Origin of the sequence: Allopontixanthobacter confluentis (assembly GCF_009827615.1) — a bacterium.
Lineage (GTDB): Bacteria > Pseudomonadota > Alphaproteobacteria > Sphingomonadales > Sphingomonadaceae > Allopontixanthobacter > Allopontixanthobacter confluentis.
Genome location: NZ_WTYU01000001.1, coordinates 59,205 through 75,085, shown reverse-complemented (window position 1 = coordinate 75,085; position 15,881 = coordinate 59,205). Strand labels below are relative to the sequence as shown.

At 61.5% G+C, this 15,881-nt stretch carries 16 protein-coding genes; 11 read left to right on the top strand and 5 right to left on the bottom strand.

The annotated features are described in order from the left end of the window. The first annotated feature begins 61 nt into the window (after positions 1–61). The 3 genes from GRI44_RS00335 to GRI44_RS00325 are packed head-to-tail and all read left to right on the top strand — an operon-like array spanning position 62 to position 4,358. The gene (locus tag GRI44_RS00335) at positions 62–832 is read left to right on the top strand and encodes an ABC transporter ATP-binding protein (RefSeq protein ID WP_332872317.1); all 771 of its coding nucleotides are present in this window, start codon (positions 62–64) and stop codon (positions 830–832) included. Then, a complete protein-coding gene (locus GRI44_RS00330; protein ID WP_160599341.1) occupies positions 829–3,192 on the top strand; it encodes an ABC transporter permease in 2,364 nt (787 codons plus the stop codon). Before GRI44_RS00335 ends, GRI44_RS00330 begins: the two co-directional genes overlap by 4 nt. Beyond that, complete coding sequence (locus GRI44_RS00325) at positions 3,192–4,358, top strand: efflux RND transporter periplasmic adaptor subunit (protein WP_160599340.1); 1,167 nt, start codon at positions 3,192–3,194, stop codon at positions 4,356–4,358. Before GRI44_RS00330 ends, GRI44_RS00325 begins: the two co-directional genes overlap by 1 nt. A gap of 34 nt (positions 4,359–4,392) precedes the next feature. On the opposite strand, the gene GRI44_RS00320 is transcribed toward GRI44_RS00325, so the two are convergent. Then, on the bottom strand, positions 4,393–4,995 hold the full coding sequence (locus tag GRI44_RS00320; protein ID WP_232843078.1) for a CC0125/CC1285 family lipoprotein: 603 nt from the start codon (positions 4,993–4,995) through the stop codon (positions 4,393–4,395). 131 nt (positions 4,996–5,126) lie between these two features. On the opposite strand from GRI44_RS00320, the gene lptB reads away from it, so the two are divergent. Together lptB and GRI44_RS00310 are read left to right on the top strand one after the other, a co-directional pair. Further along, entirely contained in the window at positions 5,127–5,909 is a 783-nt protein-coding gene (lptB, locus tag GRI44_RS00315) for an LPS export ABC transporter ATP-binding protein (RefSeq protein WP_160599339.1), read from the top strand. A 100-nt stretch (positions 5,910–6,009) separates the two neighbouring features. Beyond that, a complete protein-coding gene (locus tag GRI44_RS00310) occupies positions 6,010–6,996 on the top strand; it encodes a ribose-phosphate diphosphokinase (protein ID WP_160599338.1) in 987 nt (328 codons plus the stop codon). A 33-nt stretch (positions 6,997–7,029) separates the two neighbouring features. Here the strand turns inward: GRI44_RS00310 and GRI44_RS00305 are convergent, their stop codons facing one another. The 3 genes from GRI44_RS00305 to GRI44_RS00295 are packed head-to-tail and all read right to left on the bottom strand — an operon-like array spanning position 7,030 to position 9,082. Beyond that, the gene (locus GRI44_RS00305; RefSeq protein ID WP_160599337.1) at positions 7,030–8,124 is read right to left on the bottom strand and encodes a hypothetical protein; all 1,095 of its coding nucleotides are present in this window, start codon (positions 8,122–8,124) and stop codon (positions 7,030–7,032) included. Further along, entirely contained in the window at positions 8,121–8,636 is a 516-nt protein-coding gene (locus tag GRI44_RS00300; protein WP_160599336.1) for a hypothetical protein, read from the bottom strand. The genes GRI44_RS00305 and GRI44_RS00300 overlap by 4 nt, the downstream gene beginning before the upstream one ends. Before the next feature lie 2 nt (positions 8,637–8,638). Continuing rightward, complete coding sequence (locus GRI44_RS00295; protein WP_160599335.1) at positions 8,639–9,082, bottom strand: DUF2267 domain-containing protein; 444 nt, start codon at positions 9,080–9,082, stop codon at positions 8,639–8,641. Between the two features lie 207 nt (positions 9,083–9,289). Between GRI44_RS00295 and acsA the strand changes: the two genes are divergently transcribed. From acsA to GRI44_RS00265, 6 genes are all read left to right on the top strand, one after another. After that, positions 9,290–11,041: an acetate--CoA ligase gene (gene acsA, locus GRI44_RS00290; protein WP_160599334.1), complete on the top strand. Its 1,752-nt coding sequence runs from the start codon at positions 9,290–9,292 to the stop codon at positions 11,039–11,041. Beyond that, positions 11,038–12,030 carry a pyruvate dehydrogenase (acetyl-transferring) E1 component subunit alpha gene (gene pdhA / locus GRI44_RS00285; RefSeq protein ID WP_160599333.1) on the top strand — a complete coding sequence of 331 codons (993 nt, stop codon included), beginning with the start codon at positions 11,038–11,040 and terminating at the stop codon, positions 12,028–12,030. The genes acsA and pdhA overlap by 4 nt, the downstream gene beginning before the upstream one ends. Beyond that, positions 12,027–13,001 carry an alpha-ketoacid dehydrogenase subunit beta gene (locus GRI44_RS00280; protein ID WP_160599332.1) on the top strand — a complete coding sequence of 325 codons (975 nt, stop codon included), beginning with the start codon at positions 12,027–12,029 and terminating at the stop codon, positions 12,999–13,001. Before pdhA ends, GRI44_RS00280 begins: the two co-directional genes overlap by 4 nt. Positions 13,002–13,003: 2 nt before the next feature. Next, complete coding sequence (locus tag GRI44_RS00275) at positions 13,004–14,206, top strand: dihydrolipoamide acetyltransferase family protein (RefSeq protein ID WP_160599331.1); 1,203 nt, start codon at positions 13,004–13,006, stop codon at positions 14,204–14,206. Next, complete coding sequence (locus GRI44_RS00270; protein ID WP_160599330.1) at positions 14,203–14,454, top strand: acyl carrier protein; 252 nt, start codon at positions 14,203–14,205, stop codon at positions 14,452–14,454. The genes GRI44_RS00275 and GRI44_RS00270 overlap by 4 nt, the downstream gene beginning before the upstream one ends. Before the next feature lie 87 nt (positions 14,455–14,541). Then, the gene (locus tag GRI44_RS00265; RefSeq protein WP_160599329.1) at positions 14,542–15,306 is read left to right on the top strand and encodes a glucose 1-dehydrogenase; all 765 of its coding nucleotides are present in this window, start codon (positions 14,542–14,544) and stop codon (positions 15,304–15,306) included. Between the two features lie 81 nt (positions 15,307–15,387). On the opposite strand, the gene GRI44_RS00260 is transcribed toward GRI44_RS00265, so the two are convergent. Beyond that, positions 15,388–15,825, bottom strand: coding sequence for a host attachment family protein (locus GRI44_RS00260; RefSeq protein WP_160599328.1), 438 nt, complete (start codon positions 15,823–15,825; stop codon positions 15,388–15,390). Positions 15,826–15,881: the final 56 nt, after the last annotated feature.

Here is a 15,881-nt window from a genome sequence, read left to right as displayed (position 1 = left end):
GGGCTGGCGGCCTAGCGCGTGATTTTGCGCCGAGCGCAGATCAGGATATTTGCGTAACGCCGTGCAACTGCGGCTTTTCTATGCCTGCACAATGGAGAAATGCGCCGATCAGCAAGGGACAAACGGGCGCGCAGCGGCTTTTGTCGGCCGGGCATTGCGCAAGACCTATGTCACTGGGGAAACGCAGGTCCATGCATTGCGCGGAGTGGATCTGGAAATTTACGCCGGTGAAGTGCTGGTGCTGCTGGGCCCTTCAGGCAGCGGCAAGTCCACCTTGCTCAACATCATCGGCGGGCTGGACCGGCCCACTGCGGGCGAGCTGTGGTATGGCGAGACGGAACTGACCGCGCTGGATGATGCCGCGCTGACCCGGTTTCGCCGCGCCAATATCGGCTTTGTCTTCCAGTTCTATAATCTGATCCCCAGCCTGACAGCCGAAGAAAACGTCCGGCTGGTGACGGATATTTCCGATGATCCGATGCACCCTGCTGATGCGCTGGACCTGGTTGGCCTGGCCGAGCGGCGAACGCATTTCCCGGCCCAGCTTTCCGGCGGCGAACAGCAGCGCGTGGCAGTGGCCCGCGCCATTGCCAAGCGGCCCGGCGTCCTTTTGTGTGATGAACCGACCGGCGCACTCGACAGTCAGACGGGGATCAGGGTGCTCGAAACGCTGGCGCAGGCCAACCGGGAACTGGGCACTACGCTCATCCTCATCACCCATAATGCCGGCATTGCCGCCATGGCGGACCGGGTGTTCAATTTCCTCGACGGGCAGATTGCCTCCATCGCGGTGAATGAAAAGCGCATTTCTGCATCGGAGATGGCGTGGTGAGAGCGCTCGATACCAAGCTGCTGCGCGATTTGTGGCATATGCGGGGGCAGGCACTGGCGATTGCCCTGGTGATCGGTGCGGCCACGGCAACCTTTGTGATGGCGATGGGCGTGCATCATTCGCTTACCCAGACGCGTGATGCCTATTATGACCGCAATGGCTATGCCGATATTTTCGTCACCATGGTCCGCGCGCCGCGCAGCGTGGTCGAACAGCTGGCCGCGATTGACGGCGTGGCGCAGGCCGAAGGGCGGATCGAGCAGTTCGCCACGCTGGAAATGCCCGGACGCATTGCGCCGGTACGCGCTGTCATCAATTCTGTTGGCGATGGCGGTGCCAGCACGCTGAACCGGCTGGTGCTGCTGCGCGGGCGCGGCCCGGTCAGCGACAAGGCAGGCGAAGTGGTGATCGACAAGGCCTTTGCCGATGCCAATGCCGTGCATCTGGGCGACCGGATCGATGCGATAATCTATGGCAGCCGCACCCGGCTGGAAGTGGTCGGCATCGGGCTGGCACCGGATTACATCTGGTCCATCGCGCCGGGCGAACTGGTGCCTGATGCCAGCCGATACGGCATCTTCTGGATGGGGGAAAAGGCGCTGGAAGCCGCGTCAAACCGGCAAGGCGCGATCAACGCAGTGGCATTGAAAATGGACCGCGGCGCGAAAGAAGCGGAGATTATCCGCCATGTGGACACGCTGACCAGCCAATATGGCGGCACCGGCGCAATTGGCCGCAAGGACCACCTTTCCAACGCCTTTCTGCAAAGCGAGCTGGACCAGCTGGAAGCGATGACGCGGATTATCCCGCCCATCTTCCTGCTGGTATCAACCTTCCTGGTTTATGTGGTGCTGGGCCGGACAATCCGGACCGAGCGGGAAGAAATTGGCCTGCTCAAGGCATTTGGCCACACCAGCGCATCTGTGGGCTGGCATTATCTCAAATTCGCGCTGGCCATTGCCCTGCTGGGGATTGTGCTGGGGTCGGCGGCAGGGTGGTGGATGGGCCGGTCCATGACCGGGCAATATGCCGAATATTACCGCTTCCCATTCCTATATTACCAAGTGTCCGCGCCCGTTTTTCTGGCGGGGGCCGCGCTGGCATTTGGTTCCGCCGCCATTGGCGCCATGGGCGGTGTGCGCAAGGCAGTCACACTCAGCCCGGCAGTGGCCATGTCGCCCCCGCCGCCGCCTGTCTATCATGCCGGATGGATCGAACGGCTGGGCGAAAAGGCAGGGCTTTCAGCGGTCGGCAACATGATCGTGCGCCATATTGCGCGCTGGCCGGGTCGGTCAGGCGTGACGGTGTTCGGCGTGGCCCTGTCATTGGGCCTGCTGTTTTCCGTGCTCCAGTTCATCGACAGTTCGCGGGCCATGCTGGATAATTACTTTTTCCGCGCCCAGCGGCAGGACATTTCTGTCAGCTTTATCGAACCCCGCAATGAAAAGGTGTTGAGCGAACTTGCATCCATGCCCGGCGTAATCCGGGTGGAACAGGCCCGCGCCGTGCCGGTGATGCTGCGCAGCGGCCCCCGCAGCAAGCGTGTGGCGATAGAAGCAGCCAGCAGCGATGACCGGCTGACATCGCGCGTGGATGCCCAGGGGTTCGAAGTGGCCCTGCCAGCGTCCGGCCTGATGCTCAGCCGCGCATTGGCGGATCATCTGGGGGTCAGCGTGGGTGACAGGGTGGAAGTGGAATTGCTGGGCGGCAGGCAGACCAGCACCACCATGCCTATTGCCAGCACGATTGATGAGCTGATCGGCACCCGCGCCTATGCGCAAAGCGATGTGCTGTCCCGCCTCAGCCGGGACGGCGCACCAGTGGGCAGCGCCAACCTGCTGATCGACCATGCCAGGAGGGACGAACTGATCGGCAGGCTGGCCGATATGCCGATGGTTCTGGGCGTGACCGAACGCGATGCCGCGATGGGGCTGTTTCAACGGATCATTGATGAAAACATCATGTCGATGATGGGCTTCTACATCGCCTTTGCCAGCGCCATTGCAATTGGCGTGGTCTATAATAGCGCCCGCATCCTCTATTCGGAACGGGCACATGAACTCGCCACCTTGCGCGTGCTGGGCTACCATCGCAACGAAGTGGGCATTGTGCTGCTGGGCGAAGTCGCGCTGCTGGTGGTGATGGCCGTACCGGTCGGCTGCGTCGTCGGCTATTGGCTGGCCCGGCTGATGGTGGCCATGTTCAGTTCCGACCTGTTCCGCCTGCCCTTTGCGCCGGAACGGTCAAGCTATGGCGTGGCCACGCTGGTGGTTCTGGCGGCCACCACTGCCACCGCAGTGATTGTGGCCCGCCGGGTCAACCGGCTGGACATGGTCCGTGTTCTGAAGGCGCATGACTGATGTGGAAAATGCTCAAAAACTGGCGGTGGGCCATTCTGATTACCGCCTTGCTGCTGGGCGGGCTGGCATGGAGTTTCTGGCCCCAGCCCCAAGCGGTGGATCTGGCCGCCGTCAGCCAGGGGCCAATGGCGGTCGGCGTTACCGATGATGGCGTAACGCGCGTGCATGAGCTTTATACAGTGACAGCCCCTGTCACAGGCTATGTCACGCGGATCGAGCTGGAACCGGGTGATGCGGTGGTGGCGGGCCAGACTGTCATTGCCCGCATGGCGGCCATGCCATCATCGCCACTCGACCAGCGCAGCCGCAGCGAAATCAGCAATGCAATTGCCGCATCGCGGGCCGCAGAAACCGGTGCCGCAGCCAGCCTGCGCCTTTCAGAAGCAGACCTTGGCCGCGCTGAAGAACTGGCCGCACGCGGGTTTCTATCAAAAGCGCAACTGGATGCGAAACGCGCCAGCGCCGCCATGCAGCGCGCGGATTTGGCCCGCAACAGGGCAGAAACGCGCCGCCTGCAAGGCCTGCTGGCAGAACCTGCTGCCGCCGGAATGCCGCGCGGCGGGGCAGTGGCGATCCGGTCACCGGAAAGCGGCATGGTGCTGCGGCGTTTTTCCGAAAGCGAAGGCGTGACAGCGCAAGGCACGCCGCTGGTCGAAATCGGCGATCCTGCTCGCATGGAAGTGGCTGCCGACCTTCTGTCGCGCGAAGCCATCCGCATCAAACCCGGTGATCCGGTAGAAATCACCCGGTGGGGCGGCGAAGGCGTGCTGGCAGGCCGTGTCCGCACTGTGGAGCCTTTTGGCAGTCTCAAGGTCTCGGCCCTTGGTATCGAGGAACAGCGGGTTAATGTGATTATCGATTTCGCGCCCGACGCAGCCCGGCGCATTGCGCGGCTGGGCCATGGATACCAGATCGACGTTACCGTGATCCTGTGGCGCGACCCCAAGGCCATCCGCGTGCCGGTGGGCGCGCTGTTTCGCGGGCCTGATGGTGCGTGGAATGTCTTTGCCGCCGACAATGGCCGCGCGCGCCTGCGCACGGTCAGGATTGGCCATCTGAACGATGATTATGGCGAAGTTCTGGCCGGACTTACCCCCGGGACGGAGGTGATCCTGAACCCGTCCGGGGATATTGCGGACGCCTCGCGTATCAGGAAGCGCGATTAAGCTTCAGGCGTCACGAGCGCGCTTTGTCCGGATACTATCTGTCGCCGGGATGTTCCACCCTTGGCCCAAGCCGCGTGACCACTTCACGCGCGTTGAATGCCCGGACCGAACCATCCGGCATCGCCCCGCTGCCAACGCGGATTTCGGCTGTCGCCTCATACCGTTCCACCTCGCGTATATCGACATGGGTGGTCCAGAAGCTGTGCCCATAATAGGGATACCACCGGCGCCAGCCAGTCCGCGGACCATAGTAGCTCCAATAGGGGCGCCAGCTGCCGTAATATGTGCCGAACCATGGATCATAAAGCGGGTCCGGCCTCACCTGCCGTTCCACTTCGCGTTCGACCACGCGGTCTTCGATTGCAAACCAGTCCATGCCCTTTTCCAGCGTCAGTTCGGCTGCGCGGAACAACAGGTAGGTTTCCACCTGTTCGCGCGATGTCAAGCGGTTGCCGGCAAAGGAGACGCGGTAACGGTCTTCGCTGATCTGTATGTCCGAATATCCGCCTGCCACGCGGTTGGCAGACGATATTGGCTGATACGGCGTGCTATGATGGGCGCAGCCGCTGACGGCCAGCGACAGCGCCATGGCAGCGGCAGCGGCGACACATGCTGAGGGGCGGACAGGGGCAGTCATCGATGGTTCTCCTGCGAAATGCTGCATGTCAGCAGCCGGATTGCAGCCAGTTTCGCCCGTCTTGCGCCTTGGGTTCTATAGGTAATGTTCCGGTTTGTGCCCGCCGCACAGACATTTACCTGTGCTGCAGGATGACCGGTATAAGCGCGCCTCTGCACCATGGCACCCAAGCCAGAATTGCGCCGCGCAGCGCGGGCACTGTCACGCTGGAAGTGGTCGATATCCGCAAATCTTTCGGCAGGGTTCCGGTCATAAACGGGCTGTCCCTTCGCGTTTTGCAGGGCGAGGTGGTTGGCCTGTTCGGCCGCGACGGAGCAGGCAAGACAGTCGCATTTTCCTGCATTCTGGGGCTGGTGAAGCCGGATGGCGGACGCATCCTGCTGGATGGGCAGGATATCACCCGCCTGCCATTTTACCGCCGGGCAACCCTGGGCCTTGGATATCTGCCCGAACAGCCATCGGTTTTTCGCGGCCTCACCGTGGCGCAAAACATCAGCGCAATGCTGGAAATTACCGAACCTGACCCCGCCATGCGTCAGCACCGGCTAGATGATCTGCTGGCCGGCCTCAACATCGCTCATTTGCGCAATATGCGGGCCACGTCGCTTTCCGGCGGTGAGCGGCGGCGCTGCGAAGTGGCGCGCGCGCTGGCGCTGGAACCTGTCATCATCGTGCTGGATGAACCCTTTGCCGGGATCGATCCGTTGACCGTTGCCAGTATCAAGCAACTGATCCGGGAAATGAAACACCGCAATATCGGCATATTGCTGACCGATCAGAATGTGCCGGAAATGCTGGAGGTGATCGACCGCGCCTATGTGATCGACAAGGGCAGCCTCATCTTCAGCGGCGCGCCTGACGCCATGCTGCATGACCCGGCAGTGATCGATTTATATCTGGGGCATGAGGATTGATGCGCGGGTTCGCAAGCTGGCTACGGATATTCACCGATGGCGGGGTCTGTGCGCCATCCCCTACCCATTGGTGATCCTGCTGACACGTAGAAGGAATGGAATGGGCCACGATCTGATCCTGTTTGCGCTGGATGCCAGCCGCGTCTTTGGGGAACATGTGGCATTCGGGCTGGGCAGGCCCCTGGCGGCCCATGAAGAACGGGACTTTGACGGCGGCGAACACAAGACAAGGCCGCTGGTGGAAGTGGGCGGGCGGGATGTTTACGTGGTCCACAGCCTGCACGCAGAACCCGGCATTTCCGCCAATGACAAGCTGGTAAGATTGCTCTTTTTCATCGGCGCGCTGAAGGATGCAGGCGCAGCCCGCGTAACGGCCATTGCCCCTTATTTGTCCTATGGCCGCAAGGACCGCCGCACCAAGCCGCGTGATCCGGTCAATTCGCGCTATGTGGCGGCACTGTTTGAGAGCATGGGAACAGACCGGATCATTACCGTCGATGTGCATAATATCAGCGCGTTTGAAAATGCGTTCCGCCTCTGCAAGCCGGAAAACCTGGCCTTTGCCGGACTGCTGGCGAAATATCTGGCCCCGGGACTGGGGGATGGAAAAGTGGCTGTCGTGTCGCCCGATGCGGGCGGCAACAAGCGCGCCGAACTGTTCCGCAGCGAGCTGGAACGCGAATTGGGCCGCCCAGTCGGCAAGGCGATCATGGACAAGCACCGCAGCAGCGGCATTGTATCGGGCCATCTGTTTGCAGGCGACGTGGCTGGCTGCACGGCAATTATCGTGGACGATCTGATCAGCAGCGGAACCACCATCATGCGCAGCGTGCAGGCCTGCCGTAAAAACGGTGCCGTGCGCGTGGTGGCCGCCGCCGCCCATGGCATGTTCGGTGACACCTCCCCGCTGTTCGCGAACAACGGGCCAGACCGGATTGTGGTCAGCGACACCATCGGGCTGGCCGCAGGAATATCAGCGGGCAATCTTGCGCGCATCGAGATTGTCGAGACTGCACCGCTTGTCGCAGATGTGATCGAACGGCTACATAGCGGCGAACCGGTCAGCGAATTGCTTCCCTATGACTGACAATCAGGGCCTGCCTGCAACCTAGCCTGTCACCTATCCTGTCGGCTTCTCCCATTCAGCAGCGGCCAGTGCCAGATATTCCCGTGCGCGCCGCGGCCATCGCTGCGGGGTTCGCGGGGCTTCATCCAGCAGGTGTTCGATGGCGAAACGGGCTCGCAGGCACGCCCGGTAACAGCTGTAAAACCGGAGCAGCACCGGCGGTGGCCGGTCCCCCAGCTCCCCGGCCAGAGCATCTGTCAGCCGGTCCGCAATCCAGCCTGCGCCCATCTTGGTGCATTCCATCCCCAGGAAGGCAATTTCATCGAACGGGTCGCACCAGCGGCGCTGCGCGTCTATTTCCAGCCGGTCGATAAACAGCACCGGCGGCCCCGGATAAACATGCTCGGGCTTCAGATCGCCGTGGCCGTCACGCACCCAGCCATGGGCCACACGCTGGGCAATCAGGTCGCTGTTTTCGTCCAGAAATTGCTGGATGGCAGCCAGCGGCGGGCCGGTCAGCCGTGTTTCCAGGCCAAATTGCGCATCGGTCAGCGATTGGCGCATACGCTCCACACCCGTTTGCCATTTCCCGATCATCTCTGCCCCAGTGATCGCAACCGGCGGCTGCTCGCGGTAAAAAGCAGCCAGAACCCGGCACAGATCATCCACGTCGGCGGACGAAACTTCGCGGCGGCGGACTCTGGCTTCAAAAGATTGTTCCTGATCCAGCCGCCGCATCACCACCACATAGTCAACCGGCTCGCCTGCGGCATCCAGCGCCAGGGCGCCGTCCGCCTTGCGCACCAGCGGCGCAACGGCAAGGTAGATGCCCGGCGCAAGGCGCTGGTTCACGGCCAGTTCGGTCTCACAATAGTGCCTGCGCGATGACAGGGTGCGGAAATCAACAAATTTGAGATGGACGGGCCGCTTGATCTTGAACACCAGATCACCGGCCAGAAACACCAGTGACATATGCGATTCCACAATCTCGACGGTAGCCGGGTGATGGGCGTAACTGGCGGGCCGGGCCAGAAACCTGATCACTTCCAGATGCTCGGCAGCGGCGTCCCCCATCTCTATCGCGGCGCGGCTGGCTATATTTTGCAGCTGGCTTGCCTGCTCCTGCGCTGCAGAATGCAGCAGCATCATCCCCTTGCCTGCACAAAATCACATGAAATCGTGCAGAAAATCGCCGGATCGCCGTTGCCAGCAGTTACCGGCGCGCCAAGAATTTCAAAATTCCTGCCACGGTCGGAAAATTCCACCACTGCCGCTTCGCCCCGCTCCAGCACCATGGCCAAAAGATGCCGAAGCCGCACGGCCAGCCGCCGGTCCGCCATGGCGCACAGCGTGCCCTGCCCCCCGATCAATGCAGCGGCCCGGGGGCCAATCGTGTCGAAACCATAATCCTGATGCCGCTTATGATCAGGCCCAGTTTGCTGAGGATGCGCTGGCTGAGGACGCGCGATAAAACTGCTGTCGCGCAATTGGGCCGGCCAATGTGCCACGATGTCGTTTTCATGCGGGGCAAGCTGCCGCCCGCGCTGCACCTGCCACAGGCCAAGCCCCATCACCAGAATGTCGGCATGGGGCGTGGGCGCAAGGTCAACCATTCGGAACAGGCGGCGAATGCTGGCCGGCGTGCGGGCAAGCTGCGTCATTCCTATTGGCCGGGCGATTCAGGTTCCAGCCACAGTGAACGGATGCCCTTGGGCAGCGCCTGATACACCTTGTCCACCTGGCCCACCGAAATATGCCGGTCGAGCACGCCGAAAACCGCATCAATCGCATCGCGCGCACCCACTGTGCGCGTATCGGTCAGCTGCGCTGCCACCTGCTTGATGAAATCATCCGCACTGTGCCAGTCTTCCGGCATTTTGGTCGGGTCGAACTGATCGTAATATGCGCCCCGCACCAGCAGCGGCAATTGTGCGCCCAGATGGGCGGCAAGTTCCAGTGGCAAACGGTCGCGCAATTTGTGCAGCACGGTTGAAAGAACCTTCCACGCCAGGGCGCGGTCAGGGCCGATCTTCTCCATGATCTCGTCCAGCCAGATGTGCGTTGCATGAAGCGTTCTGTCGAAGACTTCCAGTCCGGTGGTGCTCATCGCCTTGCCTCTCTCTCTACTTCGCCCGTTTTGTTGGCCTGCGAACTGGCCCTTATGGAAATGAAGTTAGGCCCGGCAGCGATGCGCTGCATTACGGAAATAACCGCAGGTGCCCGCGCCGGCCCTCGGAACATCCCCTAATTACTCCGCCACACCGCGCGTCCATCACTGCTGGCCAAAGCCAGGCTGCATGATGGGAAATGCCGATTGACCCACGCTGTAATCCACAAATCCGGTGCGGTTCGCGCGGCTGCCAACATGCCTCATTATACAGCCGCCTATGCCCAGCTCGACTGGGAGGTTTTCCGCAGCTGGCTTGATTATCTGCCCGGCGGCGCGCTGAATATCGCCCATGAGGCCGTGGACCGCCACGTGGCCCATGGCCGCGGCCATCACGAAGCGCTCCGCTGGCTGGGCAAGGCCGGTGAACGCCGCAGCTATACATATGCGGAACTGAAAACCGAGACGGACCGTTTTGCGCGGCTGCTGGCCAATCTGGGGGTCGGCAAGGGCGCCCGGATATTTGCCATGCTGGGCCGCGTGCCAGAACTTTACATCGCCGCGCTTGGCACGCTGAAGGCAGGGGCGGTGTTCTGCCCGCTCTATTCCGCCTTCGGCCCTGAACCTGTGCGCGCCCGCATGGCTATTGGCGAAGCCGAAGTGCTGATCACCAGCCCGCGCGATTATGCCCGCAAGGTGGCCGGTGTGCGCGGTGACATACCCGGCCTGAACCATGTTCTGCTGACCGGCGGAACGACTGATATACCTGCCGATACGATTGATCTGGCAGCCGCACTGGCCGATACGCCAGCGGAATTCGAAACGGTGCTGACCCGGCCTGACGACATGGCGCTGCTGCATTTCACCAGCGGCACGACTGGCCGCCCCAAGGGGGCTGTCCATGTTCACGAAGCAGTGGCGGCGCATAATGCCACAGGGGTGATTGCCCTCGATCTGCATGCGGATGACATTTACTGGTGCACGGCGGACCCCGGGTGGGTCACCGGTACATCCTATGGCATCATTGCCCCGCTGACAGCCGGTGTCACCATGCTGGTCGACGAAGCGGAATTCGACGTCAACCGCTGGTATGATACGCTGGAACGCGAACGGGTAACGGTCTGGTACACTGCGCCCACTGCCATTCGGCTGTTGATGAAGGCCGGTGCCGCCCTGCCCCGCGCCCGCGATCTTTCGCGCCTGCGGTTCATGGCCAGCGTGGGCGAGCCGCTCAACCCCGAAGCGGTTATCTGGAGCAACACGGTCTTTGCAAAACCCTTTCACGACAATTGGTGGCAGACCGAAACCGGCGGCATCATGATTGCCAATTATGCGGCGATGGATGTCAGGCCAGGGTCCATGGGCAAGCCGCTGCCCGGCGTTGTGGCAGGCATATTGGATGTGAGCGAAACGGACACCAGACCCATTGATGCCCCGTTGCAGGCAGGCCATCTGGCGCTGCGCCCCGGCTGGCCGTCCATTTTTCGCAGCTATCTGAACGAGGAAGCCCGCTATGCCGCGTGTTTCCGCGATGGATGGTATCTGACGGGCGATCTCGCGATGCGTGATGATGATGGCTATTACTGGTTCGTGGGCCGCGCGGATGATGTGATCAAATCCGCCGGACATCTGATTGGCCCGTTCGAGGTGGAAAGCGCGCTGATGGAACATCCCGCCGTGGCTGAAGCGGCCGTAATCGGCATTCCGGACGAACGCGCAGGCGAAGTGGTCAAGGCCTTTGTCACCTTGCGCGCGGGCCATACTGCCTCAGCCCAATTGCAAAAGGAATTGTTGGGTTATGCCCGGCAGCGGCTGGGCCCGGCCATTGCCCCGCGCCAGATCGACATTGCCGATGACCTGCCCCGAACACGGTCAGGCAAGATCATGCGCCGGCTGCTGAAGGCGCGCGAACTGGGCCTGCCAGAGGGCGATCTTTCCACGCTGGAAAAACCGGCATGACCAGCCCCGCGCCAAAAGTCCGGCTGGACCGGCAGCATTGCCGCGAATTGCTGCACCAGATGATCCGCATTCGCCGGTTCGAGGAAAAATGTGCAGAGCTTTATACGCAGGAAAAAATCCGCGGATTTCTGCATCTCTACATCGGCGAAGAAGCGGTTGCGGTGGGAGTCATGCAGGCCTTGCTGCCTGACGATGCCATCGTCGCCACTTACCGCGAACATGGCCATGCGCTGGTGCGCGGTGTTTCTGCCGGCCGTATTCTGGCGGAAATGTATGGCAAGCAGGAAGGGTGCAGCAGGGGCCGGGGCGGTTCGATGCACCTGTTCGATGCAGCAACGCGTTTTTACGGCGGCAATGCCATTGTGGGCGGCGGCCTGCCCGTGGCGACCGGCCTTGCGCTGGCAGATGCGATGCTGTCACGCGCACGGGTTACGGCCTGCTTTTTCGGCGAAGGGGCAGTGGCCGAAGGCGAATTTCATGAAAGCATGAACCTTGCCGCATTGTGGCAATTGCCAGTGCTGTTTGTGTGCGAAAACAATCTTTACGCCATGGGCACTGCGCTGGATCTGTCGGAATCCCAGACAGATATCAGCGCCAAGGCAGCCAGCTACAATATTGCGTCCGAAGCGGTGGATGGCATGAATGTGGTCAATGTGGAAGCAGCAGCCCGCAAGGCAGCGTCCGCCATCCGCGAAACGGGTAAGCCATATTTTCTGGAATGCCGGACCTACCGTTTTCGCGCCCACTCCATGTTCGATCCGCAGCTTTATCGGGACAAGGCCGAGGTTGAAGAATGGACCGAAAAAGGCCCCATCAGGCGTTTTACCCAATGGGCGCTTGAGGCCGGCGAACTGCACGAAGCGGACTTGCAGGATATAGAAGCCATCGTGGCACAGGAAGTGGCAGAGGCCGTTGCCTTTGCAGAAGCGGGGACATGGGAACCTGTGGCAGACCTGATGCGCCACGTGGGCGCGGAGCGGCAGCCATGACCCTGATGAGTTACCGCGAAGCCGCGCGCGGCGCAATCCGTGATGCGATGCAGGCAGACAGCCGCGTTTTCCTGATGGGCGAAGATGTCGGCCATTATGGCGGATGCTATGCGGTTTCAAAAGGGCTGCTGGAAGAATTCGGCCCGCAGCGCATCCGCGATACGCCCTTGTCGGAAAGCGGTTTTACCGGCGCGGGCATCGGCGCGGCAATGGGCGGGATGCGGCCCATCGTCGAAATCATGACTTGTAATTTCTCGCTGCTGGCGCTCGACCAGATCATGAACAATGCTGCCACCATCCGGCATATGTCGGGCGGCCAGTTCCATGTCCCGCTGGTGATCAGGCTGGCCACGGGTGGCGGACGCCAGCTTGGCGCGCAGCATTCGCACAGTCTGGAAGGGTGGTATGCCCATATTCCCGGCATTCGCGTGCTGGCCCCGGCAACAGTCGAAGATGCCGCCGGCATGATTGCCCCGTCGCTGGCCGATCCCGATCCGGTCCTGATTTTTGAAAACGCGCTGCTGTATAACGACACTGCCGAGATTGAGTGGCCGGTTGCAGCAGATATCGACCACGCAGCGATCCGCCGGCACGGCACCGACATCAGCCTCATTACCTATGGCGGATCGCTGGGCAAGTCGCTGGCCGCAGCCGAACAGATGGCAGCAGAGGGGATCAGCGCCGAAGTGCTCGATCTGCGGGTGCTGCGCCCGCTCGATGATGATGCGATCATGGCAACCATCGCCAAAACGCGGCGCTGCATCATCGTGGATGAAGGCTGGCGGTCAGGCAGTATTTCAGCGGAAATCATGGCGCGGGTGATCGAACAGGGGTTCTGGCACCTGGACGCGCCGCTGGCCCGCCTGTGCAGTGCCGAAGTGCCAATTCCCTATGCCCAGCATCTGGAAATGGCCGCCTTGCCCAGTGTTGATGGCATCATCGCTGCCGCCCGCACAGTGCTGGGGCGCTGACCATGGGCACGTTTTCCATGCCATCACTGGGCGCCGATATGGAGGCAGGAACCCTGGTCGAATGGCTGAAAAAGCCGGGTGAAACGGTGCAGCGCGGCGATATTATCGCGGTGGTGGAAACGGACAAGGGCGCAATCGAAGTAGAGGTTTTCGAAGATGGCAAGATCGCGCAGTTGCTGGTGCAGCCGGGTGAGAAAGTGCCGGTCGGCACCCCGCTTGCGCGGATTGCCAGTAACGAAGACCTGCCGCCGACAGAAGAACCTGCCGTTCCTGCGGCACCTGACGAAGCGGCTGCGCGCGAACCTGTCGCCCAGCCTGTCATGCCGCCTGTCGCGCCCCCTGTTGTGCCGCCTGCTTCACCTGCGCCCCTTCTGCCTCCAGGCGAGGTTTTGCGGGCATCCCCTGCTGCGCGGGATCTGGCCCGGGAGAAAAATATCGACCTTGCATCGGTTGCGGGCAGCGGACCTGACGGGGCAATAGTGCGCGATGATGTCGAGCAGGCAGAAGTGGGCAGCCCCCTTGTCCGTGAAACCGTAGCTGATCTTGATCCCATGCGCCGCGCCATTGCTGCCGCCATGTCCCGGTCAAAGCGGGATATTCCGCATTATTATCTGGCGCATAGTTTTGATGTAACCGCCGCTGCTGCATGGCTGGGCCGCTATAATGCGAACCATCCGCCGGCAGAGCGCCTGCTGATGGGTGCGCTGACAGTGAAAGCGGCAGCGCTCGCATTGCGGGAATTTCCCGAATTCAACGGGTTTTACGGCACCGGCGGCTTTACCCCCAGCAGCGCCATCCACATGGGAATGGCCATCGCCATGCGCGGCGGCGGATTGGCCGCGCCTGCCATCCACCATACCGACTCGATCGCGCTGCCAGAACTGATGGTGCAAATGCGCGATCTGGTCAGCCGCGTTCGCAAAGGCGGCTTTCGCTCGTCCGAGGTGAGCGACCCGACCGTGACTGTTTCGAGCTTGGGTGACCGGGGCGTGGATATGCTGCTGCCGATTATCTATCCGCCGCAAGTGGCAATTATCGGCTTTGGCAGCGTCAGCCAGCACGCCTGGCCTGTGGGGGATGCACTGGCAGTGCGGCCCGTGATGACAGCGACGATTGGCGCCGACCACCGCGCCAATGACGGGCACCGCGGCGCATTACTGCTGCGCCGGATTGCAGAATTGCTGAACAGGCCGGAGGGGTTATGACAAGGGAGGATCTGCGCCAGATAATCCTGCACGAAATCAGCCAGATCGCGCCGGAAACCGAAGGCGTGGCCATCAGTGACACAGAAGATCTGCGTGAGGCGCTGGATCTTGATTCCATGGATATTTTCAACCTCGTGGTCGCCCTGAGCCAGCGCCTGGGGTTTGACATTCCCGATGCTGATGCAGCGCGGCTGACCACATTGGGCAGCGGGACCGACTATCTTCAAAGCCGCCTGGCGCCGCGCTGATCCATTGGGACAATTGCGTAATGAAGTAGGTGGCAGGCCGCCTGTAGGATTGGCCGCGAGGCAACACACACAGCAAAGGTGCGCGCAATGACGCAGGAAGTCGGAAAAAAAGTGGCGCTGGTGACCGGCGCGAGTTCGGGCATCGGCGAGGCCACAGCACGGCTGTTTGCGCAGCATGGCCATGCTCTGGCCCTGGTGGACCAGGACGAAGCAGGCGGCACTAAGCTGGCAGGTGAATTGACGGCGGCAGGCACGGAGTGCGCCTTCTATAGCTGCGATGTCGCAGATGAACGCGCGGTCACAGACACGATACAGCGCATCATTGCCCGTTTTGGCCGGATCGACGCTGCTTTCAACAATGCCGGGATCGAGGGGGAAACCGCAGAAACGGGCGCGTGTACCACCGCCAATTGGGACCGCGTGATGAATATCAACCTGCGCGGCCTCTGGCTGTGCATGCGCGAAGAATTAAAGCACATGGTGACAGAAGATACAGGTGGCGCGATTGTCAATTGCGCATCGGTGGCCGGGCTGGTCGGGCTGGCGGGCATCCCCGCTTATGTCGCGGCCAAACACGGGGTAGTTGGCCTGACCAAGGCTGCCGCGCTGGAATATGCCGCGCGCAACATCCGCATCAATGCCATTTGTCCCGGCGCAATCGAAACGCCCATGCTCGAACGGTTCATGGCAACATCACCGGACGGGCGGCAACAGATGATCGCGACTGAACCCATGGGCCGGATTGGCCGGCCCGAAGAAATTGCCGAAGCAGTCCTGTGGCTGTGCAGTGCCGGCGCAAGTTTCACCACCGGCCATGCATTGGCGGTGGATGGCGGGTGGACTGCTAAATAGGCCGAAAAATACTTTGGCAGATAAATTTCCAGAAAGTTGCGGTGCGGCGCAAATTTTGCGGCGCACCGCAGGCCATACCGGTCAGTATTCCTGCACCAGACGGGCAATTTCATCGACCGGATGGTTGGTCAGATCCTTGGCAATTTCTGCAATGACCCGTTTTTTCAGCGCCGGTTTGATATGCGCGCGCAGCACGCCAAGCGCCGTGGGCGGGGCCACGATGATGACTTCACCATCGTTGCCATTGGCGGTCTTTGCCAAGGCAGAGACCGCTTCTGCAATAAAGCGGTCTTCGCGTTGCTGATGCGCGTCTGTCTGGCCGTGCGTGTCATGGCCGTAACCCATGCTGGAAAAGGACACGCCGGGCGCATCTGACAGGATTTCGCGGTTCGCTTCGCTGTCGATGGCGCGGTGTTCAACCACGGCAAGGTCGGGCGCAACCGTATCGCCCCGGTTTTGCAGGACCATCATGTGCGACCCGTCTGCCACCAGCAGGGTAGTGCCGTGTTTGAGTATCATGGGATTTTGCTCCGTCTGTCTCGCGCAGGGCCAGAAAACTGGCTGCGTCTGGCAAA

Bases quoted from the DNA above. Each gene is read 5' to 3' on its own strand.
- GRI44_RS00325 (WP_160599340.1), top strand. From the start codon at position 3,192: ATGTGGAAAATGCTCAAAAACTGGCGGTGGGCCATTCTGATTACCGCC.
- GRI44_RS00320 (WP_232843078.1), bottom strand. From the start codon at position 4,995: ATGACTGCCCCTGTCCGCCCCTCAGCATGTGTCGCCGCTGCCGCTGCC.
- lptB (WP_160599339.1), top strand. From the start codon at position 5,127: ATGACCGGTATAAGCGCGCCTCTGCACCATGGCACCCAAGCCAGAATT.
- GRI44_RS00310 (WP_160599338.1), top strand. From the start codon at position 6,010: ATGGGCCACGATCTGATCCTGTTTGCGCTGGATGCCAGCCGCGTCTTT.
- GRI44_RS00305 (WP_160599337.1), bottom strand. From the start codon at position 8,124: ATGATGCTGCTGCATTCTGCAGCGCAGGAGCAGGCAAGCCAGCTGCAA.
- GRI44_RS00300 (WP_160599336.1), bottom strand. From the start codon at position 8,636: ATGACGCAGCTTGCCCGCACGCCGGCCAGCATTCGCCGCCTGTTCCGA.
- GRI44_RS00295 (WP_160599335.1), bottom strand. From the start codon at position 9,082: ATGAGCACCACCGGACTGGAAGTCTTCGACAGAACGCTTCATGCAACG.
- pdhA (WP_160599333.1), top strand. From the start codon at position 11,038: ATGACCAGCCCCGCGCCAAAAGTCCGGCTGGACCGGCAGCATTGCCGC.
- GRI44_RS00280 (WP_160599332.1), top strand. From the start codon at position 12,027: ATGACCCTGATGAGTTACCGCGAAGCCGCGCGCGGCGCAATCCGTGAT.
- GRI44_RS00275 (WP_160599331.1), top strand. From the start codon at position 13,004: ATGGGCACGTTTTCCATGCCATCACTGGGCGCCGATATGGAGGCAGGA.
- GRI44_RS00270 (WP_160599330.1), top strand. From the start codon at position 14,203: ATGACAAGGGAGGATCTGCGCCAGATAATCCTGCACGAAATCAGCCAG.
- GRI44_RS00265 (WP_160599329.1), top strand. From the start codon at position 14,542: ATGACGCAGGAAGTCGGAAAAAAAGTGGCGCTGGTGACCGGCGCGAGT.
- GRI44_RS00260 (WP_160599328.1), bottom strand. From the start codon at position 15,825: ATGATACTCAAACACGGCACTACCCTGCTGGTGGCAGACGGGTCGCAC.